This is a genomic window from Sphingobium lactosutens (assembly GCF_013393185.1).
In the GTDB taxonomy this organism is placed as follows: Bacteria; Pseudomonadota; Alphaproteobacteria; order Sphingomonadales; family Sphingomonadaceae; genus Sphingobium; species Sphingobium lactosutens_A.
On record NZ_QJQX01000037.1, the window covers coordinates 248,853 to 273,077 of the forward strand.

The window sequence follows — 24,225 nt, forward strand, 5'->3', positions numbered from 1 at the left end:
ATCCTAGCGCCCCCCGTGCAACCTGTCGAAGCGCAAATGGCAGGCTGGCCATAACCGGCGGTAGTCACCGTCAGGCCGGTATTCGCTCCACCACTTCCTCGCGCTCCGCATCCATCATCGCCTGGAGCATCCGCCGCCCCTCCACCGCATTGCGATCGGTCTTGATCAGCAGTTCGTCGGGATGCTCGCCGACCACCGCCAGCATCTTCTCGATTTCCTCGGTGGCGAACTTATCCTCTTCCAGCACCGGCCGAAGATAGTCGAACATGAAGTCCATGCCGTCCACATCCTCCGACGCCATGGCGAAGAAATAGATGCAGCTGCCCGGCGTCGCCGGCGTCACCGCATGATAGACGCGGCTGGTCACGATCGTCTCGCCCGGCCGTTCGGGATGATCCTGCGGATAGGCCATGTCGCCAATGCCGGCGTGGAAGCCGGGCAGGTAGAAATCCATCCCCGTCACCCGGTCGATCTTGCCCGCGTAGCGCCCCGCCGCCGCCATCACGGCGGGCGCATCGGCATTGCGGATAGTACGGCGGCAGCTCAGGAAACCCGGCCGCTTGGTCAGCACTTCCGGCGTCGACGCGTTCTCGACCGTGCCGATGCTGCTGGCGTGCAGATAGGCGAGGTGCGACAGGTCGAGCAGATTGTCGTTGAGCAGCTGGTAGCGCCCTTGCACCTCCTGTACATAGAAAGGCCGCGCCTCCATGCCCGGCATGGTGAAGCCGATCTCCTCCAGATCGGGCAGCAGCGACTCATCCGCCTTGTCCGCATCGCCCATCCAGATCCAGGCCCAGAGGCCATGTTCGACCAACGGATAACTCGGAATACGGTAAGCCCGCGGTACGAAATCCTGACTTGGAATATCGGTGCACTGGCCATCCGCACCGAAGGCGATGCCATGATAGCCGCAGACGATGCTGTCGCCTTTGAGGCAGCTCTTGCCGAGCGGGAAATGCCGGTGGGGACAGCGCCCGCCCACCGCGACCGCCTCGCCATCCTCCTTGCGGTAGAGCACGACCGGCTGGTTCAGGATCGTCCGCGCGATCAGGTCGCGTCCCAGTTCGTTGCGGAAAGCCGCGACATACCAGCCGTTGCGGACCGCGAAACACCCGTCGCGAAATGGATACATGATGCCTCTCCCTGCTCCATGACTCTGGATGCGCCGCTGTCGCGATCTCATCCAGCACTCTCTAACAATGTTAGACTAACACTGTTAGAGAGTGGCGTCAACGAATGGGATCGAACCCGTTCAACAGGGCGTCCAAACCCTGTTGGAACGCCGCATCGATCGACATATGGGCATGGAGATAGGCCGCATTCGGCCCCTGCGCGAAGGTCGTCCAGCCAGTGACGAGCGCCTGCACCGACGCCTGCATCGACACGGCCTGCGCCGCGCTCAGCCCCAGCGCAGTCAGCGGCGCGACGATCGCCTGCTCCATCCGTGCCAGCACCGCCTCTTCCTGCCCCGTCATCAGGATCAGCCGCCCGGCATCGCGCATCCCGTTCTGCGCGCGCCACAACGCCAGACCGAAAGCATGCAGCCAGCCACGCCAGTCGTCACTCGGCGGAATTTGCGCCAGGCAGTCGGTGAACACGCTTTCCGCCAGCAATGCCAGCAGCGCATTCTTGTCGGCGACATGCCAGTAGAGAGAGGGCGCCTTCACTTCCAGCCGCGCCGCCAGCTTGCGCAGACTGAGCTGGTCCAGGCCCTGTTCGTTGAGAATCTCCAGCGCCGCAGCGGCGATGGTGTCGCGGGTCAGTTTCCGGTCTGGCATGGCGTCTTGTCGATCAGCCGAACGATATTGTCCACCTGAGCAAGACGATCGCCGACCCGATCCGCGACAATCGCGTCACTCGTTGGTGATGGCTTCCTCATCGCAGAGCATGTCGATAGCGCGGCCCATCGCGTCCAGATGGACGGCGACATCCGGATTGTCTTGCACCTTCGGCGCGATGGTCTTTTGCCCGCCCGTCGTGAAATGCTTGAAGAACAGCCCCATCACATGGCTCACTCCCTCTTCCACCACTTCGCGGCAATCCGGCCCGAAATAGGCGCCCCGTACATGCGGCGCGGTGATCACCTCATAAGAGGGGAAATAGAGGCAGTGGGAAAAACGCTTCGTCATCTCGTCGGCCGCCAGACGCAGCACGGCCTTGGACAAGGTCGTCGACTGGAACACGTGCCGGTCCTCGAAAGTGGCGTTGAGCGGCACCGGGGACACGGTCAGGATGATGCGTACGTTCGGATTGATCTGCCGGATATAATCCAGCGAGAACTGCATGTCCTCGACGGTTTCCGCCAGATCGAAATTCTTGAACGCCACCAGTTCGGGGGTATAGACGCCGCCTGCCACGCCCGGCGCCAGCGGATAGACCGCGCCGTCGCGCCGATCGGCCCAGCCCTCGGTCAGGCCGAGCGTGAAGACGAAAATGTCCATCGTCCTGATGGCTTCGCGGATCGCGCGGAAATGCTGCTCGCGGTCGACCAGCAGTTCCGCCTCTGATACGAAGCCATGGGGCTGGATCTGCGGACGGAACGGATCGACGACGCGCCCGCCTCCACCCTTCGGCCAGCTTTTTTCCACCGGCTCGAACGCGCCATGCGCGCGCAGCAGCAATTGCCGAAGTTGACGCGCAGTGTAAAGATTGCCGTAGCGCGCCGAAAAGGTGCCATAGTTGAAGGTTCTGGCGATCGGCTCACCCATCAGCGGATGTGCCTGCTCGGTCACCAGATGATGATAGCCGCTATTGTTCAGATAACGGGCCACATGCTGCGCAAAGCAGCTGCCGGCCGTGACAATTCTGTCGTCCGGCCCGATCCGGAATGGGACATTATGGACCGGATCGAAGAGCGCCGGCTCGACGATGCCCGGCTCCTTCCTCCAGAATTGACGGTCGGGCAATCCCGAATAGGGCGAGACGGGCTTCATCAGCTGACCTCCGCGATTGCCTTCATCTGGTCGATCACCAACCGTCCATATTGCAGATTTCCGTGAGTCGGATCGTCATTCCAGTAATCGCGCTTCAATGCGCCGCTGTCGGACAAGGCTGCATCGGGCACGTCCACAAAAGAGATACCGTGCTGATCGCACGCCTGTCGGAACAGTTCGCACTGAATCCGATACAGCTTCAGGCGCAGCGGCAAAGGGCTGACGCGCAGATGCAGCTGATCCTTGAAGACGCCGGGGAAGTTCCTGATATGCGCCTGATCACCGCTCGGCGGCGGAGCGCAGAGATGGAAGATCTTCGCGGCGGCGAAATGCGCGACCAGTTTGGGGAAATGGATAAAGGTCGTGGCCTGAAGCTCCGCCTCGACAAACGCCCGCATCATGTCTTCGGGAATGAAGACGCGGTCAATGGCGTCATCACCGGGAACATGACCCTGCTCCGTGTCGCCGACGCTGAACGGGACGGGATTTTCGATCAGGCTGATGACGTTGTGGAAGTTTCCATGCAGCGACAGGAATATATAATTCGGCTGCACATCGCCAAAACCGGAGCAATCGATTTCGTTTCTGCGACGGTCAAAAATATGAGGACTCTTGTTCAGATTTGTGACCTGAATATCCTGATCTTCATCCCCGTCCAAACTTCCACAAATCGCGTTGACGTGACTCATGCCGATGACGAGGATCGATTGTCCAGTCACATTCATTGAGCATTCTCAGGCAATTGCGACAGCCGGCATGGCAAGTTATAGAAAAGCTTACAGGCTTTACTTGCGCAGGCAAGCCGAAGCGCGACAGTGGATATGGAAGCCTGAGAGCGAAACCGCAGAAGCCCCCCCTCCGTCTCAGTTGACGACCATGCAGCTTTCGCCGGCGACCTTGAGCTTGCCGCAGATCATGCTCGCCTGCCCGCCCGCGCTGGCGCGCAGGCGATAGACGGTGCCGCCGCCGACCTGCGCCTCTTCGATCGTCGTGGCGAGCGGGGCGAGATAGGCAAAGCGCTTGGACAGGCGGCCCCAGCCATCCTTGGCCACCGCCGCGCTGCCATAGGCGCCCAGCTGGATCGTGCCGCTCGCGGCCGCAGCCTTGGGCGCAGCGGCGGGCTTGGCCGCCGTTTCATCGGCAACGCGTGCCGACACGCTCTGCGCGGCGCGCGGCGCGACGGACGGCTTGGCATTGCCGGGCGCCGGCGCGGTGCCGGTGATCGGCGCTTCGGGCACGCGGCTCGGATCGATCCGACCGTCGCGCGCCACGCCCTCGCTTGCGGCATAGCTGGCGTCGCCTTCCCCGTCGAACTTCTTGGCGTCGGCCTCATGCGCGGGGATCTTGTAGTCGCCCGTCGGCGCCGCGATCAGCCGGCCTTCGCCGGCCCCGCCGCCATTGCGATTCTGCATCCACCAGACGCCGGCCACGACCGCGCCGATCAGCGCCAGTCCGACCAGGATCAGCCCCAGCAGGCGCAGCGGCGACAGCCGCTCCTCTTCGTCGTCGATCGCCGGCTCAAGCCAGGGCAGCCGATCCTCATCGTCCAGATCCAGTTGACCGCGCGCATAATCGCCCATGTTTCAGCGCCTCACTGCATTTCCGTCAGGGCCGCGACGCCCATCAGGGCCAGGCCGTTGCGGATAATCTGCCCGATTCCCTGCGCGAGGAAAAGGCGGGTAGCCGTAATCGCCGGATCATCCGCCAGGATGACGCGCGCGCGGGGATCGTCATTGCCCATATTCCACCAGCCATGGAAGGCAGACGCCAAGTCATTGAGATAGAAAGCAATCCGGTGCGGCTCGCGCGCCTGCGCCGATCCTTCGACGACGCGCGGGAATTGCGCGGCGAGCTTGACCATCGCCAGCTCCGCCGTCCCAAGAAGGGACAGGTCGGACGCGGGCAGGTCGATCCCCGCCTCCTGCGCGCGGCGGCCAAGCGAGGAAATACGCGCATGGGCGTACTGGACGTAGAAGACCGGATTGTCCTTCGACGCTTCCACCACCTTGGCGAAGTCGAAGTCCATCTGGGCATCGGCCTTGCGGGTCAGCATGGTGAAGCGGACGACGTCCTTGCCCACTTCCTTCACCACATCGGCCAAAGTTACGAAATTGCCCGCGCGCTTGGACATTTTCACCGGCTCGCCGTCGCGCAGCAGCCGGACCATCTGGATCAGCTTGACGTCGAACCGCGCCTTGCCCTCAGTCAGGGCGGCGACGGCTGCCTGAATGCGCTTCACCGTGCCGGCATGATCCGCGCCCCAGATATCGATCAGCTGGTCGGCGCTCTGGGCCTTCTGGTAGTGATAGGCCATGTCGGCGCCAAAATAGGTCCAGCTGCCGTTCGACTTCTTGATCGGCCGATCCTGATCGTCACCGAATTTGGTCGAGCGGAATAGCGGCAGCTCCACCGGCTCCCAATCGTCGGGCAGTTCGCCCTTGGGCGCTTCCAGCACGCCGTCATAGACCAGATCATGCGCGCGCAGCCAGGCTTCGGCCTGCTCGGGCTTGCCCGCCGCCTGCAACTCAGCCTCCGACGAGAAGAGATCGTGATGGATGCCGAGCAGCGCGAGATCGCTGCGGATCATGTCCATCATCTTCGCCACGGCAAAAGTACGGAACGTCACCAGCCAGTCCGCTTCGGGCGCACCGACGAACCTGTCGCCATATTCGGCAGCCAGCGCCTGCCCCACCGGCACCAGATAGTCGCCCGGATAGAGGCCTTCGGGGATCGCGCCGACATCCTCGCCCAGCGCCTCGCGATAACGGACATGCGCCGATCGGGCGAGCACGTCGACCTGACCGCCCGCGTCATTGATATAATATTCGCGCGTGACCTTGTGCCCGGCATATTCCAGCAACGTGGCGAGCGCGTCCCCGACGACCGCGCCCCGGCAATGGCCCATATGCATGGGACCGGTCGGGTTGGCCGAGACATATTCGACATTGACCGTCACGCCCTGCCCGAAGTCGGACCGGCCATAATCATCGGCGTCGGCATGGATCGCCGCCAGTTCGGCACGCCATGTCGGATCGGTCAGGGTCAGGTTGATGAAGCCGGGACCGGCGATGGAGGCGCTATCCACCTCGTCCAGCGCCTGCAACTTCGTCACGATCGCCTCGGCCAGCGCGCGCGGATTGGTGCCTGCGGGCTTGGCCAGCACCATGGCGGCATTGGTGGCCAGGTCGCCATGCGACACATCGCGCGGCGGCTCGACCGTCACGGGTTTGCGGTTGAGACCGGCGGGCAGGGCGCCTTCGGCCTCCAGCGCGTCGAGCACGGCATCGAGATGGGCGGTGAAACGGGTGTAAAGGGACACGGGACGAAACTTTCTTTCTATCCCGTTCGCCCTGAGTAGCCATTGAGCTTGTCGAAATGGCGTATCGAAGGGTCTTTCCCAGACACTATGCTTCGATACTTGAACAGGTGAACCATCCCCCGGATGGTTCAGGATCGTCCGGGGGACGATCCGACCTGTTCAACTTCGACTTCGCTCAGTCCCTACTCAGCACGAACGGGGAAAAATTAAAGTGGGCGCAACATTTAACGGGTCGCGTTATATCGGAGCTGATCCTGGGTCAGGTTGAAACCCACGAGCAGCTCGAAACTGGTTCGCTGCAACGCCGCCTTGACGTCGGGCTGGGCGAAGGGATCGATCGCGGCGTCGGCGTCGCCCGCCTTGCGCTTCTGCGTGATCTTCTGCTGGATTTCCGCGGGCAGCGTGGCGGCACCCTTGTCGACATAGGAACCGCCCTTGGCCTGCGCGCTGGCGCGATATTCGCCGGCTGCGAAGTTCAGCGTCACCTGCCCGATGCGCTTGGCGATCACGGCGTTGCCGCCCTGGACCACGGCCGAGAAATAGGGCAGCACGACCTGCCGCGCCGCGCTGGCGTCGCTGCGGCGGGCATTCACGGTGAAGGTCGCCTCGGTATAGAATTGCGCGCCATCCGCGCAGGTCGAGCGCAGATTCGTAATGTTCGCCACCACGTCGATCGCCGACGCATCAGTGCTGTTGGCCGGGTTAAACAGGGTGATGTCACCCGTCTGCGCCGGGATCGCCGCCACCGGGCAGGCCGAACGCACCGCGACGATGCCGCCCGTCGCGTCGATCTCACCCCGGCGCGAACAGCCCGCCAGAGCCAGGGCCATCATTCCAGTCAGGGCGATATGAGACAATTTCACAGGCAGATATTCCTTCACGCGGCCCAATAGGCCAGAAGCTTTGCGCTTCCTTATCCATCCCCCGCCCGCCACGCAACTGCAAGGACGCGGCTTTCCGGTTCACCCTTTCTTCCTGCGCGACATTCGCCTAAGCGGCAGGCATGACCGATGCGCCCGCCGCCCTGCCACCCATGACCCTGCTGATCGCCGCGCCGCGCGGCTTCTGCGCCGGGGTCGACCGCGCGATCATCATCGTCGAGAAGGCGATCGAGAAATATGGCGCGCCGGTCTATGTCCGCCACGAAATCGTCCACAACAAGTTCGTCGTCGATGGGCTGAAGGCCAAGGGCGCGATCTTCGTCGAAAGCCTCGACCAGGTTCCCGACGGCGTTCCCGTCGTCTTCTCCGCCCATGGCGTGCCCAAGGCCGTGCCGGCCAAGGCGGAAGAGCGCGGCCTCGACTATCTCGACGCCACCTGCCCGCTGGTCAGCAAGGTCCACCGCCAGGCCGAACGCCAGGTCGATGCCGGCCGCCACATCCTCTTCATCGGGCACAAGGGCCATCCCGAAGTCATCGGCACCTTCGGCCAGGTTCCCGACGGCACCATGACCCTGATCGAGACGGTCGAGGATGCCGAAGCATTCACGCCTGCCGACCCCGCCAACCTCTCCTTCCTCACCCAGACGACGCTGTCGGTGGATGACACCGCCGCGATCGTCGCCACGCTGCTGCGCCGCTTCCCGGCCATCCATGCGCCCAAGGGCGAGGACATCTGCTACGCCACCTCCAATCGCCAGACTGCGGTCAAGGCGATCGCGGGCAAGTGCGACGCCGTCTATGTGATCGGCGCGCCGAACAGTTCCAACTCGTTGCGGCTGGTCGAGGTCGCCGAACGCGAAGGCACCCCCGCACGCCTGATCCAGCGCGCCGCCGACATCGATTTCGACTGGCTGAAGGATGTGAAGACGCTGGGCCTGACCGCCGGCGCCTCCGCCCCTGAGATACTGGTGCGCGAGGTCGTCGACCGAATCGGCGAGCGCTTCGCCATCTCCGAACAACAGGTCGAGACGGCGCAGGAGCATATCGCCTTCAAGCTACCCCGCGGACTGGAGACCGCATAAACCATGGCCGTCTACACCCACGTTCCCGCCGAAGAGATCGACGCTTTCCTCACCCGTTATGACGCCGGTCGCCTCGTGTCGGCCAAGGGCATCGCCGAAGGGGTGGAAAACAGCAATTACCTGCTCGAAACCACGGGGCAGGACGGGCGCAAGGATCCAGGGGGCCATCGCTATATCCTGACGCTCTACGAAAAGCGCGTGGATGAGGCGGACCTGCCCTTCTTCATGGATCTGCTCGACCATCTGGGGGCGCGCGGTTGCCTCGTTCCGCGCTTCATCGCCGATCGGGAAGGCAAGCGACTCCAGCAGCTGTCGGGCCGCCCCGCCTGCCTGATTGAATTCCTGACCGGCATCAGCGTCACCGAACCGACGCCCGGACAGGCGCGCGCAGCCGGTGTGGCGCTTGGCGAACTGCACAAGGCCGCGCAGGGCTTCACCGGCGAGCGTCGCAACGCGCTCGACAAGGCCGGCTGGCACGTTCTGGCGGACAAATGCGGCGCGGATTTCGACCAGATCGAACCGGGCCTCGGCGCGCGCGTGGCGGAGGAACTCGCCTTCCTCGACGCCCACTGGCCCACCGACCTGCCGCGATCGGTGATCCATGCCGACCTGTTCCCCGACAATGTCCTGATGCTGGGCGATGAGGTGACGGGCCTGATCGACTTCTATTTCAGCTGCACCGACATCCGCGCCTATGACCTGGCCGTCACCCACAGTGCCTGGTGCTTCAGCAATGACGGCGCGATCTGGTTCGGCGACCGCGCGGCCGCGATCGGCGAAGGCTATGCCAGCGCCCATGGGCTGACCGATGCGGAGCGCACCGCCTTCCCGATCCTGTGCCGGGGCGCAGCCCTGCGCTTCCTGCTGACGCGCGCCTATGACTGGATCAACACGCCCGCCGACGCGCTGGTGACGCGGAAAGACCCGCTCGCCTATCTGCGCCGGCTGGATTTCTACGCCAAGGCCGACCCGGCGGAATTGCTCGGCGCATGACCGATCTTCCCCAGGTCGACATTTTCACCGACGGCGCGTGCAAGGGCAATCCCGGTCCCGGCGGCTGGGGCGCGGTGCTGCGCTTTGGCGACAAGGAGAAGGAAATCTCCGGCGGCGAGCCGCAGACCACCAACAACCGCATGGAAATGATGGCCGCGGTCGAGGCGCTCAACATGCTCAAGAAGCCCTGCCGCGTGACGCTCTACACCGACAGCAAATATGTGATGGACGGCATCACCAAATGGGTCTTCGGCTGGCAGAAGAAGGGCTGGAAGACCGCCGACAACAAGCCGGTCAAGAATGTCGAGATCTGGCAGTTACTGCTCAAGGCCGCCGCGCGCCATCAGGTGACGTGGCAATGGGTGAAGGGCCATGCCGGCCACCCCGAGAATGAACGCGCCGACCAGCTCGCCTGCGCGGCGGCGGAGACGTTCCGGAAATAAAAACATCGCCTGTCCTGGAAAGGATGCCTCCCGCGCCAACCATGGGGCGGATGCTCTTCCAACGCCCATATGCGATATCCTCGCATGCCGAAGGCGCCCCGGCTTTGACTGGCTAATCGTTCAACAACGCTGTGACTGTCTTTGTCTCGGTATAATGGAGGACTCCCTCCTCGCCGACCTCCCGGCCCCAGCCGGATTCCTTGACCCCGCCGAAAGGTGCCGAGGGATCGTTCATCCCGTGCGTATTGATCCACACCGTTCCGGCCTGAAGCCGGCGCGCCGTGAGATGCGCGCGGGACAAGTCACGGGTCCAGATATTGGCGGCCAGACCATAGCGCGTGTCGTTGGCCGCCCGCACCACCTCATCCACATCATCGAAGGGCGTGGCAACCAGCACCGGGCCGAAAATCTCCTCGCGCACGATGCTGGCGTCGGCATCGGGATTGGCGAAGATCGTCGGCTCGACGAAATAGCCGTCCCGGTCGCCCGTCCCGCCACCGGTGACGAGGTCCGCCCCACTCGCACGTCCCTGCGCGATGAAGTCCAACACCCGCCCCTGCTGTACCTTCGACACCAGCGGCCCCAGCATCGTATCGGGATCGCGGCCATGGCCCAGCTTAAACGTCTTCGCGGCTTGCGCGACGCCGTCCACCACCTTGTCGAACACCGAACGTTCGACATAGAGGCGCGAGGCGGCGAGGCAGACCTGCCCCGAATTGAAGAAGATGGCGAGCGCCGCGCCCATTGCAGCCTTGTCGAGGTCAGCATCGGCGAAGATCAGCGAAGGCGATTTCCCGCCCAGTTCCAGCGTGACACGCTTCAGATCCTTCGCCGCCGTCTGGACGATCTGCTTGCCCACGCGGGTCGATCCGGTGAAGGCGATCTTGTCGATCCCGGGATGTTCGACCAGCGCCTGCCCTGCTTCATGCCCATAACCGGTGACGACGTTCAGCACACCCTCGGGCAGCCCTGCTTCCAGCGCCAGTTCGGCTAGGCGCAACGCCGTCAACGGCGTGACTTCGGACGGCTTCAGGACGATGGTGCATCCCGCCGCCAGCGCGGAAGCGACTTTCCAGGCCGCCATCGCCAGCGGATAGTTCCACGGCACGATCTGGCCGACGACACCGATCGGCTCGCGCACCGAATAGCTGTGATATTGGCGGCCATCGCCCGAAATCGGGTTCACCTGCCCGTAGAGCTTCGACGTCCAGCCGGCCATGTAGCGGAAGATGTCGACCGCGGCGGGCACGTCCACCGCCAGCGCATGGTGCACCGCCTTGCCATTGTCGTAGCTTTCCAGCAGCGCCAGTTCCTGGTCATTATCTTCAATCTTGCGCGCGATCGCCTCGATGATCCTGCCGCGATCAAGCGGCCGCATCCGCGCCCATGCGGCGGACTCGAATGCGGCGCGCGCCTTCGTCACGGCGCGATCCACATCCGCCGCCGTCCCCGCCGGGACCCTGGCGAACACCTGCCCGGTCGCCGGGTCTTCCACATCGATCGTGCGACCGTCCCCGGCCGCTTCCCATGCTCCGCCGATCAGCATCTTCTGCTGTGGCAGGCGGACCTCATGCCCCTTCTCGCCATGCACTCCGGCGGCGATCGTTGAGGGTGCATTCATGGGCCATGTCTCCAGTTGAGAAGAAGGAGCCGCGCCCGCCTTTCAAGACGCGGCCCAGGGGGAGCAGAAGCGATTTCAAATCAGATGGACCCATCTGATGAGTCGGAAATCGCGTTAAAACAAAGGCTAGAAGCGAGCCGACAGGGTCGCGCCAAAGGTGCGCGGCCGTCCCGCGAACCGCACCGTCGTGTCGGTGATGCGCGTGGCGTTGGACCAGTAATAGATGTTGCCCAGGTTCCGCACGAAGGCGCTGATCTTGTAGCGTTTGTCGTCGAAAGACAGGCCGGCGCGCAGGTCGATCAAGGTATAATCCTCGATCGTCAGCCCACCCTGCGCCGTCAGATCCGCAGACGGGGTCGCGCGGGCATTACCCAACACGGCCTTGGTATCGCTCTGGAAATTCAGGTTTGCGCCGACGAACGCCTCGATATCGTCGCTCAATGCCCAATCATATTGGGCGTCGGTTACGATCTGGAATTTGGGCGTATAGGGAAAGGCCGATCCGCCAAAGTCCAGCTGGTTGCCATAGCTGTCATAATTGACGAAGCTCCCCTTTATCTTCGTGTCGAGATAGGTCGCGCCGATACTGACGCGCAGGCCGTCGGTTGGCGCCAGGTCGAGCTGCAGTTCCGCGCCCTGCACGCGCGATTTGGGCACGTTGACCAGCGCCTCCAGCGGCCCGAACACATCGGGATTGGCGATGACGCGGCCCTTCAACTGCTTGTCGCTATAGTCATAATAGAAGAGCGCACCGTTGATCTGGGCGGTGTTGTCCAGCAGCGTCAGTTTGGTCCCCAGTTCATAGGCTGTCACCGATTCCTGCGTCACCGGGTTGAACTGGTTGGCGTCGCTGGCCGACAGCAGCGGGAAGCTGCCCGATTTATATCCCTTGCTGACCGAGGCGTAGAGCAACACGTCCCTGCTCGGCTTGTAATCGATACCCGCACGCCAGGAAACATTATCCTCATTCAGCGAGCGCTGCACCTCTCCAACGGTCAGGGTCGTGCCATCGATCGTCACGCAGCCGTCGGTCGGAATGTCGATCGCCGGCAAGTTCACCGTACCGCGAATGAAGTTGACCAGATTTTCGATGCCAAAGCCCAGCGCGTTGCCGCGGTCGGCCGTGCAACCCGCGAAATCAATATTGGTCTTGGTATAGCGCACCCCGGCATGCAGCGTGATGCTGTCGCCGATATCATAGTCCAGATTGGCGAAAACCGCCTTGTTCACGAACTTCTGCCGAGCATATTGGCTATAGACGAAGAAGGGGATGCCCAGCCCCGCATCGACGAAATTATAGGCCGATGTCGACTGGTCATAGGGACCGGCGTCATCCTGCTGGTAGGTCTTCTCCCGCGCATAATTGGCGCCGAGAATATAGGTGAGGCCGCCGGTCCTGCCCTGCAACCGCAATTCCTGCGACAGCGCCGTGATCTTGCCGGTAGTGTTGTAGAAATAGTCGCGCAGCGCCACGCCATCGGGATCGATGTCCTGGTCGTTATGATATTGCGAATAGCTGGTGATCGACGTCAGGGTGAGGTCGTCGGTCAGGTCGATGTCGCCGCGGAACGCCGCCGACAAGAACCAATCGTCGCGTTTGGGCTTCTGCTCCGGCGTCCAGTCGGCGTCACGATTGTTGCGCGGCGCGATCGGATAGGTCGCCAGCGGCCACAGCCGCGCCGGATTGCCCAGCGGCACCACGCCGATCTGCTGCGCCGCCTGCCCGTCGCTCTTGTCGATGAAGCCGTTGAGATTGAGCGAGAAACGCACCCCGTTCGACGGCTCGAAGTCGAGCAGGATGCGCCCTGTGGTGAAGTTGCGGTCCCCCAGCTTCTCGTCGCGGGTGTAACTGCGCTGCCACGCCCCGCCCTGCTCGGTACGCACTGCCACCCGCGCCGTCAGCGTGTCGCTGATCGGCCCGCTGATGAAGCCCCCGCCCGACACCTGCCCGAAACTGTCCACCCCCGCGTCGATCCCGGCCTTGAAGGTCGACGTCGGCTTGGCCGCGATATAGTTGATCGCGCCGCCGGTCGCGTTGGATCCGAATAAGGTGCCCTGCGGCCCCTTCAGCACCTCGACCCGCTCCAGGTCGAGCGTCGCGCCGCGCGTCATGATCGAAAAGGGGATCGGCACCTGGTCCTGATAGATGCTGACCGTGGGCTTGGCCGCAAGGCTGGTGTCATAGAAGCCGATGCCCCGCAGCGTGTAGACCGGCGTCGCAAAGGCGCTTTCGGTATAGTTGAAACCCGGCACGATCTTCACCAGGTCGGCGACATTGGTGATGCCCTGGTTCGCCAGCTTTTCACCCGACGCGGCAGTAATCGACAGCGGCACGTCGTTGATCGCCTGTTCGCGCTTCTGCGCGGTGACGATGATGTCGCCCAGACCGGCGGACTGCTGCGTCTGCGGCGCGCCATGCTCCTGTGCGAAGGCAGGCGATTGCAGCGCCATAATCGAAACGCTTGCGGCCAGCAGGGCTATTGTCTTTTGCATGTCAGGCTCCTCCCATATTGCCCGGATATTCTACCCTCGGGCATTGTCCCGGCCCCGCCTGCGCGGTGTTCCGGCTTCTGAAAATTCAGGCTTTCCTGAAACGGATCGGCAGCGCCTTGTAGCCGCCGACGAAATTGGTCTCGACCAGTCGCGGATCGCCGGCCATCTCGACCGATTCCAGATGCGGCAGCAGTTCCTCGAACAGGATGCGCATCTCCAGCTTGGCCAGATGCTGGCCCAGGCACATATGCGGGCCGAAGCCGAAGGCGATATGCGGGTTGGGCGATCGGCTGATGTCGAACCGATCCGCGTCGGCGAACACATCCTCATCCCGGTTCCCGGACGGATAGCAGATCATCAGCCGCTCCATCGCGCGGATGTCCATGCCGCGCACCTGCGTATCGGCGATAGCGTTGCGCATGAAATGCTTGACCGGGCTGGTCCAGCGGATCGCTTCATCGACCAGGCCGGGGATCAGCGACGGATCGGCCTTCACCTTCGCCCAATTCTCCGGATAGACCATCATGCCGTGCAACCCGCCGGCCGTGGACGATGACGTCGTGTCATGCCCAGCCGTGGCGATCGCGACATAATAGCCGTTCGCCTCGTTACGCGGGATCGGCGCGCCGTTGATCCGCGAATTGGCGATCAGCGACAACAGGTCGTCGGTCGGCTGTTCGCGCCGCTGCGCGCTCAACCTGTCGAAATAGGTGTAGAAATCCTCGATCGAGGCGGCCCATTGCCTGGCTGCAACCACTGGGTCCGCCGCCATTTCCGGCCGCTGCTCCTCGGGATCATGGACGCCGAAAAATTCCTGCGTCAGCTTCAGCATCTTCGGCTCGTCTTCTGGCGGCACGCCGAAGAGCGTCATGATGACGCGCAGCGGATAATGGAGCGCGAAGTCGCGGACAAAGTCGCATTCCCCGTCGAAGCTCAGCAGATTGTCGACCGACTGGCGCGCCAGCACCCGAATCTGCTCCTCCAGCTTGCTGATCTTGCCGGGCAGGAACCAGTTGGAGGTCAGCGTGCGGTAGGACGCATGTTCGGGCGGATCCATATAGGTCAGCGACGATAATATGCGCAGTGACCCGCCATTGATCTCGCGGGTAAAGGCGTCGGACGCCTGGTCGTTCAGCACTGGATTATGGTCGGCATTGTGGAACAGCTTGGCGTTGCGCTCCACTTCCTTGATGTCGGCATGTCTGGTGACGATCCAGAGCGGGTCATAGCCCGGCACCTGCGCGATCCCCAGCGGCATATGCTCACGCAGCCATTTGAACGCGCCATAGATTGTCGCGTCGTCGGTATAGCTTCTGGGCGCGATCACGATCCGCGCAATGTCGTCGGGAATGATCGGACGCGTGTCTGCATCCAGCGAAATCGCCATGAAACTACCCTCTCCCTGCTACGCCGTCTCGGGACACTTGCGTATTACGTATGCCTATTACGTAGTTGTGGACAAGCGGAGTCGTCAATCGTAAAAAGCGGTCGGACCATTCAGCCTTTGAATGGCGGGAATCGACGGAAACTCAGCCTCTACGAACGAAAATGCCGCAATACCGTCCCCAAAACTGAATGATCGCCCAAAGATTGAATAGGAGGATGACCATGGAAGTGCAGGCAGCCGTCGCCCGGACCCCCGGCGGCGATTTCACGCTCGAACGACTGACCCTGTCCGACATCCGCGCCGACGAGGTGCGGGTTAGGATCGTCGCGACGGGTCTGTGCCACACCGATATCGTCGTGCGCGACCAGTTGCTGCCGACGCCGCTGCCCGCGGTGCTCGGCCATGAAGGCGCCGGCATCATCGAGGCGATCGGCGCGGACGTCACCTCGGTTGCGGTCGGCGATCCTGTCGTGCTGGGCTTCGCCGCCTGCCGAGAATGCCCTCAGTGTCTGGCGGGCGAACCGGCCTATTGCCGCGATTTCGCTGCGCTGAATTTCGGCGGGTGCCGCGCCGATAGATCGACCTGCCTGCATGACGGGAGCGCGCCGGTCAGCAGCCATTTCTTCGGACAATCCTCCTTCGCCACCTACGCCATCGTCGCCGCGCGCAACGTGGTGAAGGTACCCGCCGACGCACCGCTCGATCTGCTTGGTCCCCTCGGCTGCGGCATCATGACCGGTGCGGGCGCGGTGATGAAGGCGCTGAAATTGCAGGAGGGCGAAACCATCCTGATCACCGGAGGCGGCCCCGTCGGCCTCAGCGCCGTCATGGCGGCCAGAGCTTCGGGCGCAAGCGCCATCATCGTCGCCGATCCGTTGGAAAGTCGCCGCGCCATGGCGCTGGACCTGGGCGCCACCCATGTCATCGACGTGACGGCGGGCGATATAGCGGAGCAGTTGCGCGCCATCGTGCCGCCGGGCGTGCATTGCGTACTGGACACGTCGGGCGCGGTTCCCGCGATAGAAGCGGGCGTCGCGGTGCTCGGTCCACTCGGCCGCCTCGCCATCGTCGGCGTGCCCAAGGCGCCGGATGCCGCGATCAGCCTCAACATCCTGCACCTGCTATCGCTGGGCATCTCGGTCTGCGGCGTGACCGAAGGCAATGCCGATCCTCAGACCTTCCTGCCCGAACTGATCGCCCTCAATGCACAGGGCCTGTTTCCGTTCGAAAAACTGATGACACGCTATCGGCTGGCGGACATCAACCAGGCGATCACCGACCAGCATGAAGGCCGCTGCGTCAAGGCCGTGCTGACGATGGCTTGACCGTCTCGTCGGGGCGATCCGTTTCCTTGCCGGCGCGGATCGCCTCGACATGGCGGAAAAAGGCGCGCTGGCGCATCAGGCCGAAGAAATCGAGCATCAGCGGCAGCGCATGTTCCACCATGGTCGCGGCCTCGTCCACGTCGATATGCCCCTCCACCCGCTCCATGAAGGTCGTCGCCTCCCACCGCCCGACAAAGTCCGCCGCTTCGGTGTAGAAGCCCAATATCTCCGGCGTATAGTCCAACCGCTGGTCGAAACCAGCCTTGCGCATGTCGCCCCAGATACGCACCAGATGGGCACAGGTGATGCTGAGCGCCTCGCCCTGATCGGTGTCGATGATGTCGAGGATGCCGATCTTCGCCAGCGTGCGGGCATCCTCCGCAGCATCGGGGTAACGATCCAGCAGCGACGCGATCATCACCGGCGGGCCGTCCACGCCGACGCGGTGCGCGACCAGTTGCTCCAGCTGGTCGAACGCGCTGGCCTCCACCCGGCCATCGGTCCCCTCGCCGCCAATGATCGCCTTGATCTGCCCCAGCGTCAGCCGGTTCTCACGCTGCAACCGCCGCACCGCCAGGATCGCCTGCACATGCTCCTCGCCATAGTCGGCGACGGTCTTGCGCGGGCGGGCAGGCTCGGGGATCAGCCCCTCGCGCAGATAGACGCGGATCGTCTCGCGATGGACCCCGGTCCGTTCCTCCAACTCCCGCATCTTCATGACATGGCTACAGCATGGCGGAACGGACAGGGCAACCCGCTATGTTACTTATATACGCAAGGCTATATCGTTCAGGCGGCGACCTTGCCGCCCTCCTCCGCCTCCTGCATCGCGCTCAGCACGCGGCGTGCCTGATTGACCGCACCGTCGCTGGCGATGCCGACAAAGGGCCGTTCCGGCTCGTCGTCGATGCGCGCCTGCTGCGCCTGCAACGTTTCCTCATCCTCGGTGATGGTGTCGTAAAACTGGTCGAACAGCACATCCGGCACGCCGCTTTCCCTGGGCGCGGTGGTGCAGATTGTCCAGAGATAATGGCTGGTCGTCTCCGTCTCCGGCGTGATGAAATGGTTGTTGGCCAGCATGAAGCCATTGTCGCGCTTGCCTTCATAGGCCCCCGTGCCGACATCGCAGCCACCCGCATTGACGCGGCAGGTCATGCCTATGCCAGGTTCGAAGCGAACCTCCTGCCAGCGGTCGACCCGCCCCTTGAAGCCGCCCGCGTCGATATAGGATTTGGGCGGCACCGAATTGGGCATCTTGCGCAGCAGCGTCACCTTGCGCCCGTCAAACTCGACCTTGGTGTCGGCGCTATAATGCTGTTCCGGGTTCCCGCCGATCGTCCGCGCATGGATGTAGGGCACATGGGTCAGGTCCATGATATTGTCGATGATCAGTTGCCAGTTGGCCTTGACCGGGAAATTATAGGGTCGCCACGTCCAGGCCGGATCATTATGTTCCGGGCTGTCGACGATGATCGATGGATCGGCCAGCGCCGGTTCGCCCATCCATATCCAGATCAGATGGTCCTTCTCCACCACCGGATAGTGGCGGACGTTGGCGGAGGCGGGAATGCGCGCCTGGTTGGGGATACGGGTACAGGTGCCCTTCCCGTTGAACTCGACCCCATGATAGCAGCAGCGGATGACGTCGCCATCGACATGGCCGGCGGACAGCGGCATGGCGCGATGGCTGCACCGATCCTCCAGCGCGGCGATCTCGCCACTTTCGGTGCGGAACAGCACGACCGCCTTGTTCAGATATTTGCGGCCCAGCGTCTTGCCCGGTTCGATATCGGCGGCGAAGGCGGCCACATACCAGGCGTTATAAATGAACATGCGACTCTCCTTACCCTGGCCGATGACGTGCCGGCCCCATTTGATCTTGTACGTAAGCTATGCACCACGCGTCTCGCCCGCCAATCGCTATGCGTTAATGCCATAAGATAAGCGGGATGAGCGATAAGATTAGCGGACCGATCCGCCCGACTCCCCTGACGTCAGCGCAGATAGAGGCCACCATTCATGTCCAGCGTCGCGCCGACGAAGAAGCCGCCCCGGTCGGACGCCAGCAGCGCCGCCGCAGCAGCAATCTCGCTCACCGCCATGAAGCGGCCGACGGGCACCTCGCCTTCCACCCGCGCAATCTGCTCCGCCGACAGGCGCGCCTTGGCCGTGTCGATCGGGCCGGGCGCGATGGCGTTCACGGTGACGCCGGTCCCGGCCAGATAGCGGGCGAAATATTTGGTCAGCATGATCGCCCCCGCCTTGGACGCGGCATAATGGGGCGAAGCGACCGTGCCGCCATTCTGCCCGGCAAGCGAGGTGATGTTGACGATCCGGCCATAGCCATGTTCACGCATATGTTCGGAGAAAATCTGGCAGCTCAGGAACACGCTGCGCATGTTGATCTGGACGATCGCATCGAATTCTTCGGGCGTGATATCCTGCGTCGGGGTGCGCTTGGCGAAACCCGCATTGTTGACGACGATATCAACCTTTCCCCAATCCGCGGCGATCCGGTCGCGCGCAGCCAGGAAAGCCGCCTTCTCCCGCACGTCGAGCGGCAGGGCGATGGCGCTCGCGCCGCTTCGGTCCAGCGAATCCGCCACCTGCTGTGCAACGGCCAGATCGACGTCGCTGACCGCCACCTTGCCGCCCCCAGCGTGAATTTCGCGTGCGATCGCTTCACCCACGCCCCGGCCGCCGCCGGTGATGAGGGCTGTGCGCCCTTCGAAGGAAAAGCTGCCATTAGCGGGCAAATCAAACTGTTCGGCCATGATCCGTCCTGATCCTGATAAAGAAAAAGGGGGAGGCTGCACCCTCCCCCTGTAACGCCTTCCGACTTACGGCCTGATGGAGAGGGTCAGGCCGTAGGTGCGCGGCGTATTGGTGAAGATCTTCCAATAGGTCGTGCCGTTACCCGGCACCGCCAGGAAGGCCGTGATGTCGTCGGCATTGACGATCTGATAATTGTTGGTGAGGTTCTTGCCCCAGACACCCAATGTCCAGCGGCCATCGGCGGACTCATAATTCAGCCGTGCGTTGAGCGTCCGCCCCTTGGTATCGTCATAGAGATTGTCGTAGAGCCGCAGCGTATTGGCATCGTCGGTCGAGATGCGGCTGGAATAGTTGAAATCAGCCTGCGGCGTCAGCTTCGCACCATTGGCCATCGCCAGGTCATAGCTCGCCCCGACGGTGAAGCTGTCACGCGGCGCGAACTTGGCCGGATTGCCCGAATAGTCGAGATTGACCAGCGGATCGCGCAGATCGGTATAGCTGCCGATCAGATGCGTATAATTGCCGGTCAGGCGCAGCCCATCGACCGGCCGCAGCACGGTTTCGACTTCCCAGCCCTTCATCTTCAACGTGCCATTATAGGTATGGGCGATACCGCCCGCGCCCGAGAAATTCTGGAGATTCTTGGTCTTCTGCTTGAACAGCGCGACGTTGAGATCGAGCATATTGTCGAACAGCCGCGTCTTGGCACCGATTTCGTAATTCTGCGCCTTTTCCGGGTCCAGCGGGATGGTCGGGTCGCGATAGGCATTGTCCACAAAACCACCCGACTTGAAACCCTTCGCCCAGGTCGCATAGAGATTGACCTTGTCGATCGGCTCATATTTCAGCGTCACGCGCGGGGTGAAGGCGTTCCAGGTCTTGCCGCCCGATGCCAGCACTTCGCCGGGGAAACCGAAGCCGGGGATCGCCCCCGCATCGGTAGTCGAGAAGGCATGATAGTCGATCTTCTTGCGGTCCGACGTATAGCGGCCGCCAGCGACCAGCGAGAGCTTGTCGGTGACTTCGAACGTACCTTCGCCGAACACCGCGACGCTGCGGACGTTACCGTCCTGTACGCGCGTGATGTTGGTGACGTCGGGGTTGCGCCGCACGGTCGCATTCACGGCTGATCCGGGCAGCGGGCTGTAATAGAAGATGTTGGTCGTCGACACGTCGGCCGACAGATAATAGGCGCCCACCACATAGGAGAAGCGGCCCGGCGCGGACGCGAAGCGCACTTCCTGCGTGAAGCTGCGATTCTTCACCACCTGCCGACGATCGAACACCGGCACTTGCGTCGCAACCGGCACGTCGTCGTTGATCGCATGGCTGTCATTCAGGCGATAGCCGGTGATCGACGTCAGCGTGCCACCCAAAACGTCCAGATCGCCGCGCAGATAGCCGCCACGCAACCGCTGGCGATAGGGTGAGCGGGCAAAATCATTGTTCGTCCATTTGCTGTTATCATAATCGCCAAAGGTCGCCGGAATGCGCTGCACCCCGCCAATGCCGAGGCCAATCGCCCCACCATTGCCTTCCGTATAGCTATAGTCGCCAGACAGGACGATCTTGAGCGTATCGGTCGGCTGGAACAGCAGCTTGCCGCGCATCGCGACGCCATCGGTCTTGCCATAGCTGCCCTTCTGGTTGCGCGTGTCGATCAGGCCGTTGGACGTTTCCGTGCTGAACGCCGCGCGGAACGCCAGCTTGTCGTCCACCAGCACGCCGTTCACCATGCCCTCGGTGCGGACATAGGCGCCATTGCCCGCCGTCACCTGGCCATACCAGTCTTCCTTCATTTCGGGATTGTTGGTGATGACCGCGATCGCGCCACCCACCACGTTGCGGCCGAACAACGTGCCCTGCGGCCCGCGCAACACTTCCACGCGTTGGATATCGTAGAAATTGGCGTTCAGGTCATTGTTGAACACATAATAGACGTCGTCCATGAAATAGGCGACCGGCGTGTCCAGCGTGGCGGTGCGGAAGGTCGACACATTGCCGCGGATCGCGACTATCGACAGCGACTTGTCCGATGTGTTGACGGTGATCCCCGGCATCTGCTGCGTCAGGGCGGTCGGACTGAACACCTGTGTCTTGCGCAGATCCTCGCCACCAAAGGCCGCGATCGAGAAAGGCACTTCGCGCACCGTCGATTCGCGGCGCTGCGCCGTTACGATAATGTCCCCGCTGACCGATTCCTGCGGCGCGCTCTCTTGCGGCGCGGCAGCTTCCGCCTGCGCCATGGCCGGCGCGCTGGCGCCGATCATCAAAGCGCCCAGAACGGCGCCGATGGCGGTGGAAGTTTGGATTTTGAACGGCATGAAAAGCGTCTCCCCTGGGATGCGAGCGGCTTGCCTGCCGCCTTGACCAGTGGGGTGAAGCAGCAAATTTCTTCGTCGCACAATAGCTTCGTCCCGATTTTTGAATGGTACGACCATATTCCGATTGGGGTCGCCGCCCGCCAGCGTCTAGCGAGGATGCAGCAGATGCAACGAACGACGGCGGGCAATGGCGGCATTTTCCGTATTGGCCCGACCGTCCGACAGGGTAGTGTAGGAAGAGCCTGAACCATGCAGTCCAGTGATAGCGCAGACCTGACCAAAGTTGGTCCCGGAACCGTGATGGGCAATTTCATGCGGCAATATTGGTTGCCCGCCTGCCTCTCGTCCGAAGTGCAGAGCGACGGCGATCCGGTCCGGCTGATGATCCTGTGCGAAAAGCTGATCGCCTTTCGCGACAGCAGCGGCCGGGTCGGCATCATGGACCATCGCTGCCCGCACCGCTGCGCCTCGCTCTTCATCGGCCGCAACGAGCAGAACGGCATCCGCTGCGTCTATCATGGCTGGAAGTTCGACGTGGACGGCAAGTGCGTCGACATGCCGTCCGTCCCCGCCCGCATGGATTTCAAGGAAAAGGTTCATGCCAAGGCGTACAAGACCCATGAGGCCAACGGCCTGATCTGGGTCTATATGGGGCAGGATCAGGCGAACCCGCCGCCGCTGCCGGAAATCGAGGCGACGATGCACCCGGACGCCGAAATCTGGTGCCTGCAGCGCGACTGCAACTGGCTCCAGGCGCTGGAAGGCGACATCGACACCAGCCATGTTGGCTTCCTGCATGTCGGCGGGATCGAGGCGGACGATCTGGAACCCGATCATCCGATGCGCCCGACCGTGCTGGATCGCGCACCGGAATATGAAGTAGCCCAGTCCGACTGGGGCGTCATGTATGGCGGCTATCGCCCCAATGACGATGGCCAGATGAGCTGGCGCGTCGCCCATTATATGTTCCCGATGTGGACGCAGACGCCCAACAACCGTTTCGCCACCCGCGCCATCGCCCGCGCCTGGGTGCCGATGGACGACGAACATTCGATGCTGTTCGACATCACCTGCGGCGTGGATGCAGGCAACCCGGCCTATAATTCGACGCTGAAGGACGGCACACCGCTGTTCGACCAGATCAGTTATGCCCCCAACACCACCGACTGGTTCGGCCGCTGGCGCTCGACCGACAGCGAAGCGAACGACTGGGCGATCGACCGGGAATCGCAGCGTAACGGCCACCAGTTCACCGGCATCCCCAACATCACGATGCAGGATCAGGCCGTGACCGAAAGCATGGGGCCGATCACCGATCACAGCTTCGAAAATCTGGCCCCGACCGACCAGATGATCGCCCGTGTCCGCCGCCGCGTACTGCTGGCCGCCCGCGCCTTCGCCAACAAGGGCATAGTGCCGCCGGGTATCGAAAATCCGGACGTCTTCTACCGCGCCCGCGCAGGCTCCTTCCTGCACGACCCCAGCGACAGCTTGCAAAATGCCTATGAAACGGCCTTGGCAAAGGCCGTTCGCTGGCCCGCCAAGGTCGAGGCGGCGGAGTGAACCAGACCGGCGGCCGGCACGATCCATGTGCCGGCTTGCCCCGAATGAAGGGACATAAGGTGACGAGACGCATTGCGATCCGCACCGGGCGCCTATCCATCGCGCACCGGCCGGGTCAAGAGACGCATCGCGCCGAGGGGAGAGTGTGATGCAGGTACGTATCCGGACCATCCGTTGGGAAGCGGAAGGGATCAACAGCTATATATTGGAACCGGTCGGCGGCGGCATGATGCCCGCGTTCGAACCCGGCGCCCATGTCGACCTCCAACTCGAAAAGGGGCTGGCGCGCAGCTATTCGCTGGTCAACGATCCCGCCATTCGCGGCTATTATGAAATCGCTGTCCACCATGCGATCGACGGTCGCGGCGGATCGCGCCACATTCACGAAAAATGGCGCGTCGGCCAGATCGTCGAGATGTCGGAGCCAAAAAACAACTTCCCGATGGTGGAGGATGCCAGCCACACGGTGCTGGTCGCCGGCGGCATCGGCATCACCCCCATGCTGCCGATGATCGCGCGGCTGGAGAAGCTCGGCCGAAGTTGGGAACTCCATTATGTCGCCGCCACCCCGGATCGCGCCGCCTATGTCGACCGGGTCGAAGAATATGGGCAGGTCGAAATCGCCTATGACGGCCTTCCCGGTGGCCAGCGGCTGGACCTGAAGGCCATTTGTGGCCGTGCCCCGGCCGACGCGCATCTCTATTGCTGCGGCCCGACCGGCATGTTGGACGCTTTCGTCGCGACTAATGCCGACCGGCCGAAGGGCCATGCCCATATCGAATATTTCTCCGCCGAAACCGAACTGGCGACCGAAGGCGGCTACACGCTGGAACTGGCCAGGACCGGCAAGACCATCGCGGTCGAGGAAGGCGAAACGATGCTGGACGCGTTGCTGATGGCGGGCGTCGATATCGGCTTCGCTTGTTCGGAGGGGATTTGCGGCACCTGCCAGGTCAAGGTGCTGGACGGGGTGCCCGACCATCGCGACCATTTCCTGACCGATGAGGAAAAGGCCGCGAACAAACTCATCATGGTCTGCTGCTCCGGCGCGAAGACCGCCAATCTGGTGCTGGACATATAAGGGCA

Annotated in this window: 20 protein-coding genes; 6 read left to right on the forward strand and 14 right to left on the reverse strand. The window is 62.9% G+C overall.

Translation table 11 applies throughout. From position 1 onward, the window contains the following. Positions 1-70 precede the first annotated feature (70 nt). The 7 genes from DM806_RS08825 to DM806_RS08855 form a co-directional block, all read right to left on the reverse strand. Positions 71-1,132 (reverse strand): Rieske 2Fe-2S domain-containing protein, encoded by a 1,062-nt coding sequence (locus DM806_RS08825; protein ID WP_179042856.1) that lies wholly within the window; start codon positions 1,130-1,132, stop codon positions 71-73. Between the two features lie 97 nt (positions 1,133-1,229). Further along, on the reverse strand, positions 1,230-1,778 hold the full coding sequence (locus tag DM806_RS08830; protein ID WP_179042857.1) for a TetR family transcriptional regulator: 549 nt from the start codon (positions 1,776-1,778) through the stop codon (positions 1,230-1,232). Between the two features lie 75 nt (positions 1,779-1,853). Beyond that, positions 1,854-2,933 (reverse strand): GSCFA domain-containing protein, encoded by a 1,080-nt coding sequence (locus tag DM806_RS08835; RefSeq protein ID WP_179042858.1) that lies wholly within the window; start codon positions 2,931-2,933, stop codon positions 1,854-1,856. Next, on the reverse strand, positions 2,933-3,658 hold the full coding sequence (locus DM806_RS08840; protein WP_179042859.1) for a hypothetical protein: 726 nt from the start codon (positions 3,656-3,658) through the stop codon (positions 2,933-2,935). The genes DM806_RS08835 and DM806_RS08840 overlap by 1 nt, the downstream gene beginning before the upstream one ends. A gap of 138 nt (positions 3,659-3,796) precedes the next feature. Beyond that, entirely contained in the window at positions 3,797-4,513 is a 717-nt protein-coding gene (locus DM806_RS08845) for an SPOR domain-containing protein (RefSeq protein ID WP_179042860.1), read from the reverse strand. An 11-nt stretch (positions 4,514-4,524) separates the two neighbouring features. Then, positions 4,525-6,252: an arginine--tRNA ligase gene (gene argS / locus DM806_RS08850; protein WP_179042861.1), complete on the reverse strand. Its 1,728-nt coding sequence runs from the start codon at positions 6,250-6,252 to the stop codon at positions 4,525-4,527. Between the two features lie 224 nt (positions 6,253-6,476). Further along, a complete protein-coding gene (locus DM806_RS08855; protein ID WP_179042894.1) occupies positions 6,477-7,085 on the reverse strand; it encodes a hypothetical protein in 609 nt (202 codons plus the stop codon). A 170-nt stretch (positions 7,086-7,255) separates the two neighbouring features. Between DM806_RS08855 and ispH the strand changes: the two genes are divergently transcribed. Genes ispH through rnhA form a run of 3 tightly spaced genes read left to right on the forward strand, consistent with a single transcriptional unit; the run spans position 7,256 to position 9,651 of the window. Next, positions 7,256-8,215: a 4-hydroxy-3-methylbut-2-enyl diphosphate reductase gene (gene ispH / locus DM806_RS08860; protein ID WP_179042862.1), complete on the forward strand. Its 960-nt coding sequence runs from the start codon at positions 7,256-7,258 to the stop codon at positions 8,213-8,215. Between the two features lie 3 nt (positions 8,216-8,218). Continuing rightward, on the forward strand, positions 8,219-9,208 hold the full coding sequence (gene thrB, locus DM806_RS08865; RefSeq protein WP_179042863.1) for a homoserine kinase: 990 nt from the start codon (positions 8,219-8,221) through the stop codon (positions 9,206-9,208). After that, positions 9,205-9,651, forward strand: a complete 447-nt coding sequence (rnhA, locus tag DM806_RS08870) for a ribonuclease HI (protein WP_179042864.1) — start codon at positions 9,205-9,207, stop codon at positions 9,649-9,651. The genes thrB and rnhA overlap by 4 nt, the downstream gene beginning before the upstream one ends. Before the next feature lie 112 nt (positions 9,652-9,763). Here rnhA and DM806_RS08875 read toward each other — a convergent pair whose 3' ends face one another. The 3 genes from DM806_RS08875 to DM806_RS08885 form a co-directional block, all read right to left on the reverse strand. After that, on the reverse strand, positions 9,764-11,272 hold the full coding sequence (locus DM806_RS08875) for an aldehyde dehydrogenase family protein (protein ID WP_256869171.1): 1,509 nt from the start codon (positions 11,270-11,272) through the stop codon (positions 9,764-9,766). A gap of 126 nt (positions 11,273-11,398) precedes the next feature. After that, entirely contained in the window at positions 11,399-13,765 is a 2,367-nt protein-coding gene (locus DM806_RS08880; protein WP_218647409.1) for a TonB-dependent receptor, read from the reverse strand. Positions 13,766-13,850: 85 nt separating this feature from the next. Next, positions 13,851-15,152 carry a cytochrome P450 gene (locus DM806_RS08885; protein ID WP_179042865.1) on the reverse strand — a complete coding sequence of 434 codons (1,302 nt, stop codon included), beginning with the start codon at positions 15,150-15,152 and terminating at the stop codon, positions 13,851-13,853. A 221-nt stretch (positions 15,153-15,373) separates the two neighbouring features. Between DM806_RS08885 and DM806_RS08890 the strand changes: the two genes are divergently transcribed. Beyond that, positions 15,374-16,477: an NAD(P)-dependent alcohol dehydrogenase gene (locus DM806_RS08890; protein WP_179042866.1), complete on the forward strand. Its 1,104-nt coding sequence runs from the start codon at positions 15,374-15,376 to the stop codon at positions 16,475-16,477. Here DM806_RS08890 and DM806_RS08895 read toward each other — a convergent pair. The 4 genes from DM806_RS08895 to DM806_RS08910 all read right to left on the reverse strand — a co-directional run bounded on the left by DM806_RS08895 (position 16,452) and on the right by DM806_RS08910 (position 21,576). After that, a complete protein-coding gene (locus DM806_RS08895; protein WP_179042867.1) occupies positions 16,452-17,195 on the reverse strand; it encodes a MerR family transcriptional regulator in 744 nt (247 codons plus the stop codon). The genes DM806_RS08890 and DM806_RS08895 overlap by 26 nt on opposite strands. Positions 17,196-17,266: 71 nt before the next feature. Continuing rightward, positions 17,267-18,310 carry an aromatic ring-hydroxylating dioxygenase subunit alpha gene (locus tag DM806_RS08900; protein WP_179042868.1) on the reverse strand — a complete coding sequence of 348 codons (1,044 nt, stop codon included), beginning with the start codon at positions 18,308-18,310 and terminating at the stop codon, positions 17,267-17,269. Positions 18,311-18,471: 161 nt separating this feature from the next. Further along, complete coding sequence (locus DM806_RS08905; protein ID WP_179042869.1) at positions 18,472-19,251, reverse strand: SDR family NAD(P)-dependent oxidoreductase; 780 nt, start codon at positions 19,249-19,251, stop codon at positions 18,472-18,474. 66 nt (positions 19,252-19,317) lie between these two features. Continuing rightward, positions 19,318-21,576: a TonB-dependent receptor gene (locus tag DM806_RS08910; RefSeq protein ID WP_179042870.1), complete on the reverse strand. Its 2,259-nt coding sequence runs from the start codon at positions 21,574-21,576 to the stop codon at positions 19,318-19,320. A gap of 249 nt (positions 21,577-21,825) precedes the next feature. Between DM806_RS08910 and DM806_RS08915 the strand changes: the two genes are divergently transcribed. After that, entirely contained in the window at positions 21,826-23,139 is a 1,314-nt protein-coding gene (locus DM806_RS08915) for a Rieske 2Fe-2S domain-containing protein (protein ID WP_256869172.1), read from the forward strand. 148 nt (positions 23,140-23,287) lie between these two features. Beyond that, positions 23,288-24,220 (forward strand): PDR/VanB family oxidoreductase, encoded by a 933-nt coding sequence (locus DM806_RS08920; protein ID WP_179042871.1) that lies wholly within the window; start codon positions 23,288-23,290, stop codon positions 24,218-24,220. The last annotated feature ends 5 nt before the right edge of the window (positions 24,221-24,225 follow it).

Excerpts from the sequence above, each read along its gene's own strand:
- DM806_RS08890 (WP_179042866.1), top strand. The coding sequence starts at position 15,374 with ATGGAAGTGCAGGCAGCCGTCGCCCGGACCCCCGGCGGCGATTTCACG.
- DM806_RS08855 (WP_179042894.1), bottom strand. The coding sequence starts at position 7,085 with ATGATGGCCCTGGCTCTGGCGGGCTGTTCGCGCCGGGGTGAGATCGAC.
- DM806_RS08920 (WP_179042871.1), top strand. The coding sequence starts at position 23,288 with ATGCAGGTACGTATCCGGACCATCCGTTGGGAAGCGGAAGGGATCAAC.
- DM806_RS08840 (WP_179042859.1), bottom strand. The coding sequence starts at position 3,658 with ATGAATGTGACTGGACAATCGATCCTCGTCATCGGCATGAGTCACGTC.
- DM806_RS08885 (WP_179042865.1), bottom strand. The coding sequence starts at position 15,152 with ATGGCGATTTCGCTGGATGCAGACACGCGTCCGATCATTCCCGACGAC.
- DM806_RS08895 (WP_179042867.1), bottom strand. The coding sequence starts at position 17,195 with ATGAAGATGCGGGAGTTGGAGGAACGGACCGGGGTCCATCGCGAGACG.
- DM806_RS08845 (WP_179042860.1), bottom strand. The coding sequence starts at position 4,513 with ATGGGCGATTATGCGCGCGGTCAACTGGATCTGGACGATGAGGATCGG.
- DM806_RS08835 (WP_179042858.1), bottom strand. The coding sequence starts at position 2,933 with ATGAAGCCCGTCTCGCCCTATTCGGGATTGCCCGACCGTCAATTCTGG.
- DM806_RS08905 (WP_179042869.1), bottom strand. The coding sequence starts at position 19,251 with ATGGCCGAACAGTTTGATTTGCCCGCTAATGGCAGCTTTTCCTTCGAA.
- DM806_RS08875 (WP_256869171.1), bottom strand. The coding sequence starts at position 11,272 with ATGAATGCACCCTCAACGATCGCCGCCGGAGTGCATGGCGAGAAGGGG.
- DM806_RS08910 (WP_179042870.1), bottom strand. The coding sequence starts at position 21,576 with ATGCCGTTCAAAATCCAAACTTCCACCGCCATCGGCGCCGTTCTGGGC.
- DM806_RS08900 (WP_179042868.1), bottom strand. The coding sequence starts at position 18,310 with ATGTTCATTTATAACGCCTGGTATGTGGCCGCCTTCGCCGCCGATATC.
- ispH (WP_179042862.1), top strand. The coding sequence starts at position 7,256 with ATGACCGATGCGCCCGCCGCCCTGCCACCCATGACCCTGCTGATCGCC.
- thrB (WP_179042863.1), top strand. The coding sequence starts at position 8,219 with ATGGCCGTCTACACCCACGTTCCCGCCGAAGAGATCGACGCTTTCCTC.
- DM806_RS08915 (WP_256869172.1), top strand. The coding sequence starts at position 21,826 with ATGCAGTCCAGTGATAGCGCAGACCTGACCAAAGTTGGTCCCGGAACC.
- rnhA (WP_179042864.1), top strand. The coding sequence starts at position 9,205 with ATGACCGATCTTCCCCAGGTCGACATTTTCACCGACGGCGCGTGCAAG.
- DM806_RS08830 (WP_179042857.1), bottom strand. The coding sequence starts at position 1,778 with ATGCCAGACCGGAAACTGACCCGCGACACCATCGCCGCTGCGGCGCTG.
- DM806_RS08880 (WP_218647409.1), bottom strand. The coding sequence starts at position 13,765 with ATGCAAAAGACAATAGCCCTGCTGGCCGCAAGCGTTTCGATTATGGCG.
- DM806_RS08825 (WP_179042856.1), bottom strand. The coding sequence starts at position 1,132 with ATGTATCCATTTCGCGACGGGTGTTTCGCGGTCCGCAACGGCTGGTAT.